Origin of the sequence: Trebonia sp. (assembly GCF_049794275.1) — a bacterium.
Taxonomy (GTDB): domain Bacteria; phylum Actinomycetota; class Actinomycetes; order Streptosporangiales; family Streptosporangiaceae; genus Trebonia.
On sequence record NZ_JBARCR010000199.1, the window covers coordinates 1 to 5,265 of the forward strand.

The following is a 5,265-nucleotide window of genomic DNA, read 5'->3' on the forward strand; positions in this document are numbered from 1 at the left end:
TCGAGGGCACCTCGATCGAGGAAATCGCCGCCCAGGCGGGCGTCTCCAAGCCGGTGGTGTACGAGCACTTCGGCGGCAAGGAAGGCCTGTACGCGGTCGTCGTGGACCGTGAGGTGGAGCGGCTCACCACGATCACCATGACGCTGCTCGACGGCAAGCAGTCGCGGCCCAAGTTCGAGGCGGCCGCGGTCACCCTGCTCCGCTACATCGAGGACAACGCCGACGGGTTCCGCATCCTGGTCCGTGACTCGAGCCCCGGGGCCACCACCGGCACGTACGGCACGCTGCTGTCCGACATCGCGGGCCAGGTGGAGTACATCATGGCCGACTTCCTCAAGTCCCGCGGCAGGGACCCGAAGCTGGCCCCGATGTACTCCCAGATGCTCGTCGGCATGGTGGCGTTCACCGGCCAGTGGTGGCTGGATGCGCGCAAGCCCAAGGTCGAGCAGGTGGCCACGAACCTGATCGACCTGGCCTGGAACGGCCTGTCCCAGCTGGACGCCCAGGCCTGAGGAAGGACCGCCAGAGAGCGGTCTTAACCCCCGTCTTTCACCCAGATCGACAGCTGCGCGGGCTCGAGGGCCTGCCGCACGGTTCCGGGAAACGTTACGGCGGCAACGAGCGGCTAAGAGTCGCAACCGCTCGTTCTGGCGAATTCTGGCGTGAGAACCACGGCCGGAGAGGCGCCTGGGGCCACCACGGCGGCGCACTCCTCTGGCCGCGCCGTGGGCAGGCCGACGGCTGCCCAGGCAGCGTAGCCGCCGATCACGTCCGTCGCGTCCAGCCCGAGTTCCTGGAGTGCGACGGCGGCCAGGCTCGACGTGTATCCCGCTTCGCAGATCACGATGGGCCGCAGGTCGTAGCCGGTCACCCACGGCAGCCGCGCGTCGCTTTCCGGGTCGAACCGCCACTCCAGGTGGTTGCGCTCCACCACCACGGAGCCGGGGACCTCGCCCGCGGCGGCGCGCTGCCCCGCCGGCCGGATGTCGATCAGCGTCGCGCCCGCGCAGAACTCCTCGAACGCCTCCGCCGGCGTCAGCCGCGCTAGCCTGGCGCGCGCGGCCGCCAGGATCTCGCCGATCGTCTGCGCGCCGTCCGGTCGCTGCGTCACCAGTCCTCTTCTCCTTCGGTCGCGGCCACGACGAGCCCGCCCGGCGACAGGTCGTATCTCGTCATCGCCGACAGCGGCGGCGAGTAGGCGTGCACGCTGACCGCGACCGAGCCCGTCGCGGAGTTCCGCACGTCGTGCACGTAGCGCGGGCCGAAGGCCCGCACGTCGCCGGACGCCACCTTGCTGACCAGCGCCGGGCTGCTGCCGCCAGGCACTACGCACTCGTCGAGCGCTCCCCACACCACGCCGAACGCCCCCGCCGAGCCCCCGTGGTCGTGGAATCCCGTCGACTGCCCGGGCAGCCAGCTGATCAGCCACACCTCGTAGCCGTCGGCCGTGTGTATTCGCTCGTACCAGCGTCCCTCGGGGTCGAGCCGCACGCGGGCCACCCACTCCGCCGGGGTGGCGGTCAGCCGCCGTACCTCGGCGGCGAGCTGCTTCGGGCTGAGGGTCCCCTGCTCGGTGACGTTGCTTCGTTGCACGAGACGATCATGGCACGAATTCTCTAGTAACTCAATTGGAATTGCCGGATTAGCTGGGGCTGGGGTCCGCGCGCCGGTGCAGCACCGTGAACACCCGGCGGAATGAGAACAGTGTTCCGAACGTACGCGGCTCATACGCCAGCCGTACCCGTTCCCCGTACTCGGTGAGGAACGCCTCGCCCTGCTCCGCGTCGAGGGCGGCGAGCACCGGCCGCAGCGCGCTGCCCTTGACCCACTCGACCACAGGGTGCGCCGCGCCGTCCCTGGGGTTCTCCAGGATGTGCACATAGCTCGTCGCCCAGGCGTCCACCTCGTAGCCAGGTCGCGCGAGCAGCTCCGCGTACTCTTCCGGGTCGCCGGCCTGGCGATTCAGCTTCACCCCGGCGAGCAGCGGCCGCCATCGCGGGGACCCGGCCAGCTCCCTGACGATCACCTGGCTCGGCTGGTCGAAGTTCCCCGGCAGCTGGAACGCGAGCCAGCCGCCGGGCGCGAGCAGGTCGGCCCAGCGCAGCAGCAGGTCGTCGTGGTCCGGCACCCACTGCAGCACCGCGTTGCAGACCAGCACGTCCGGCGGCCGCGCTGGCCGCCAGTCGCGGATGTCGGCGAGCACGAAGCGCGGGCGGCCGTCTTCCACCGCCGACGAGGTGGCGGCGATCATCTCCGCTGAGTTGTCCACGCCGATGACCTCGGCGTCCGGCCAGCGCTGCGCGAGCACCTGGGTGAGGTTCCCCGGGCCGCAGCCGAGGTCGGCGACGTAGCCGGGCTCGGCCGGGCCGATCCTGGCGATCAGGTCGAAAAACGGCCGGGCTCGCTCGCCGCCGAACCGCAGGTACTGCTGGGCGTCCCACATGCCCGTCATCCCACCAAATCAAGCATCTTGACGTCAAGAGATACGCTGTGCCAATGGGGCGACTCGCAGACGAGGAGCGGGCAGGCGCGGCGTCGGCGTCCGCGGCGGACGGCGAACCGCGCGACGAGGTCGATGAGCTGGTGGCCGCGTGGCGGGCGCAGCGGCCGGACCTGGACGTCGAGCCGATGCAGGTGCTGAGCCGGGTCTCGCGGCTGGCCAGGCACCTGGACATCGCGCGGCGCGGCGCGTTCGCCGGCCATGGCCTCGAGGCGTGGGAGTTCGACGTGCTGTCCGCGCTGCGCCGTGCCGGGCCACCATTCCAGCTCACTCCCGGAGCGTTGCTGCGCGCCACTCTGGTCACGTCGGGCACCATGACCAACAGGATCGATCGTCTCGCCGCGGCCGGCCTGGTGCGCCGCGAACCCGACCCGCGGGACCGGCGGGGCGTGCTCGTGACGCTGTCCGAGCGGGGCGAGGCCGCCGTCGACGCGGCGCTCACCGACCTGCTCAACCGGGAGCAGTCGCTGCTGGCAGGCCTCGACGCCGGCGAGCTCGGGACGCTGGCCAGCCTGCTGCGTACCTTGCTCGCCCCGTTCGACGCGACCGGCCGCTAGCGCTAGTCCGGGTCAGCCGATGGACAACTGGCCGGTCTGCAGGGCGCCCGCGATGACGATCGGCTGGTCCGTGGTCACGTTCGTCATCGTTATGGTCGCGCTGCTCGTGAGGACGCTCGCGATGGTCAGCAGCACCGCGCTGACGGTGGACGGAGTGAACGTCAGCGGGACGCCGAGCAGCGAACCGGTCAGTTTGGTCGCGTAGAGGGTAACCCCGCCGCTGAACGCGAGCGTCGGGCTTGACGTAACGGTCGTCGTCCCCCCTTGCGCGACCGTGTCGGTCACGCCGCCGGCCAGCGTGATGGAGTCCGCGGTGAACTTCATCATCGACACGGACCCGCCGCCCCCGGCCGGCAGGGTGACGTTGCCCGCGTAGGCGAAGTGAGCCAGGGTGGCCGAGCCGGCGGTGAGCACCTCGGTGGCCGCCGACGCTACCAGGCCCGGGTCCGCGCTGGCGTTCTTCTGCGCCGCCTTCTTGCCGTTCGCCTTCGCGGTTCCGCTGGCGGACGGGCCGGCCGGCAGCGAGGTCCCCACCGGTAGCGATACCGAGGGCAGCGGGAGCGGGTTAGGCGACGCTGAGGAGGACGCCGACGGCGCCGGAGTCGGCGAGGACGTGGGGCCGAAACAGATGCCCAGGATGCACGTCTGGGCCGGCTGCGACCGCGTCGCCGCACTGGCACCTCCCGCGCCCACGGTACCGAGAATCCCGGCCACCAGCGCGAGCGACAGCGCGGTGACCGTGAGCGGTCGTCTCACTGCATCGCCGCCGGTTCCGCGCTCTGCTCCACGGCCTCCTCCGGCTCTCCTGGCTCCCAGGCGAACGCGATCGCGCCGCCGACCATGGCGAGCAGCATGCCGATGAAGAAACCGCCGAGGTTGGACGTCGGGAACGAAACGATGCCGAGGACGATGCCTGCGATCCCGTAGAAGACCCGGTGCAGCGGGTTGACCCAGATCATGATCCCCGCCGCGATCAGCAGCAGCCCGATCAGTACACCGAACACCCCGCCGATCCCGATATAGATAACCAGCTTGATCGCGCCGTGGCCGAGGTCGCCGCCGAGCGGGATCAGCAGCAGCTCAAGGCCGGCGAGCAGAAGCAGCAGACCGCCCGTGAAAGGGCGGGTGCGCCGCCATGCCCGGAAGCGCTCGCGCTTCGTCATGGCTCAGCAGCTCCCACCGAACCCGATGCTGAGCCCGGGCAGCGTGAACGTGCCTGCCGTGGTCAGCCAGGTGTGCTGCACCAGGTTGTCGATGGTGATCGAGTCGGCCTGCTGCCCGAACCCGCCGGCCTGACCCGCGGTGCCCGGATCCTCGGTGAGCGTCCCGGCGTCCTGGCCGATCGTGATGTTCTTGAACACCGCCTGGCTGCCGGTCTGGCCGCTGGCGTCGACGATCAGGTTGTCCGCGCTCACGTCGTTGCCGCCGCCGCCCGCGGTCAGCCGCAGGATGACGGGGCCGACCTTGACGCTCTGGCAGAGGTTGGACAGCGTGGCGTGGTGAATGGCGGAGACGATGACCGGCTGGGTCCCGTTGCCCTGGCTGAGCGAGCTGCCAAACTGCTCGAAACCGGTCCCCGTCAGCTGGGTGGCGGTGACGAGGAACTCCTGGCCGGACACCGAGATGCTCGACGCGATCGCGCCTTGCGCGGTCAGCCCGACGAGGATGCCCGCGACCACGCCGGCCGGCACGGCCGCCATCGCGAACCGCCGCCACTTGATCTTGCCCTTCGCCTGGGGCCTGGCCGCGCGCGGCGCCTCATGCCGCCCAATCCTGCTGTGTTCAACCGACATGGCGTTCCCTTTCGGGGCTCCATGGTGCACATGTCCGCGGCGGGATCGCGATGCCCGGCACCGATGACGGGTTAACTGGGTGCGAATGAGGTGCGGCACACCCTGCATTGCAGGGAAGTTACTCTCCAGTAAAGTAGCCGTCAAGCGCTTCAGGGAAACAAGACTTCTAACAAAAGGTCACAATTCGAGAGCGCTCGCGGCCTCGAGCCAGCGCTCTTCGAGGACCGCCCTCTCAGCCTGCACGGTACGCAGCTCGGCGCCGAGTTCGGTGAGCTTTTCATAATCCGTCGCGTTCGCGGCCAGTTCCGTGTGCAGCACGTCCTCCCGGGCCGCGGCGCGCTCGATCTGCCGCTCCAGGCGCTGCAGTTCCTTGCGGGCGGCACGCTCGGCCGCCGAGCCGGGGGCCAGGCCGTCA

General features: G+C 70.2%; 9 protein-coding genes. 2 read left to right on the forward strand and 7 right to left on the reverse strand.

The genetic code is table 11. The annotated features are described in order from the left end of the window. Positions 1 to 512 (forward strand): TetR/AcrR family transcriptional regulator (locus WA805_RS05690; RefSeq protein ID WP_425241817.1); only part of this gene is annotated, 512 nt, incomplete at its 5' end. 113 nt (positions 513 to 625) lie between these two features. Here WA805_RS05690 and WA805_RS05695 read toward each other — a convergent pair. From WA805_RS05695 to WA805_RS05705, 3 genes are read right to left on the reverse strand one after another with little or no spacing between them, the layout of a single operon-like run. Next, entirely contained in the window at positions 626 to 1,111 is a 486-nt protein-coding gene (locus tag WA805_RS05695) for a rhodanese-like domain-containing protein (protein WP_422285719.1), read from the reverse strand. Continuing rightward, positions 1,108 to 1,593 carry a cysteine dioxygenase gene (locus WA805_RS05700; protein WP_425238920.1) on the reverse strand — a complete coding sequence of 162 codons (486 nt, stop codon included), beginning with the start codon at positions 1,591 to 1,593 and terminating at the stop codon, positions 1,108 to 1,110. The genes WA805_RS05695 and WA805_RS05700 overlap by 4 nt, the downstream gene beginning before the upstream one ends. 49 nt (positions 1,594 to 1,642) lie before the next feature. Beyond that, the gene (locus tag WA805_RS05705) at positions 1,643 to 2,443 is read right to left on the reverse strand and encodes a methyltransferase domain-containing protein (protein ID WP_422323264.1); all 801 of its coding nucleotides are present in this window, start codon (positions 2,441 to 2,443) and stop codon (positions 1,643 to 1,645) included. A 53-nt stretch (positions 2,444 to 2,496) separates the two neighbouring features. Between WA805_RS05705 and WA805_RS05710 the strand changes: the two genes are divergently transcribed. Then, complete coding sequence (locus tag WA805_RS05710) at positions 2,497 to 3,057, forward strand: MarR family winged helix-turn-helix transcriptional regulator (RefSeq protein ID WP_422279588.1); 561 nt, start codon at positions 2,497 to 2,499, stop codon at positions 3,055 to 3,057. Positions 3,058 to 3,069: 12 nt separating this feature from the next. On the opposite strand, the gene WA805_RS05715 is transcribed toward WA805_RS05710, so the two are convergent. From WA805_RS05715 to WA805_RS05730, 4 genes are all read right to left on the reverse strand, one after another. Further along, a complete protein-coding gene (locus tag WA805_RS05715) occupies positions 3,070 to 3,813 on the reverse strand; it encodes a hypothetical protein (protein WP_422279586.1) in 744 nt (247 codons plus the stop codon). Further along, on the reverse strand, positions 3,810 to 4,220 hold the full coding sequence (locus WA805_RS05720) for a DUF6114 domain-containing protein (protein WP_422285715.1): 411 nt from the start codon (positions 4,218 to 4,220) through the stop codon (positions 3,810 to 3,812). Before WA805_RS05720 ends, WA805_RS05715 begins: the two co-directional genes overlap by 4 nt. 3 nt (positions 4,221 to 4,223) lie before the next feature. Beyond that, positions 4,224 to 4,850, reverse strand: a complete 627-nt coding sequence (locus tag WA805_RS05725) for a DUF6230 family protein (RefSeq protein WP_422285714.1) — start codon at positions 4,848 to 4,850, stop codon at positions 4,224 to 4,226. A 177-nt stretch (positions 4,851 to 5,027) separates the two neighbouring features. Next, a partial coding sequence (locus WA805_RS05730; protein ID WP_425241818.1) for an ABC transporter C-terminal domain-containing protein occupies positions 5,028 to 5,265 on the reverse strand: 238 nt, incomplete at its 5' end.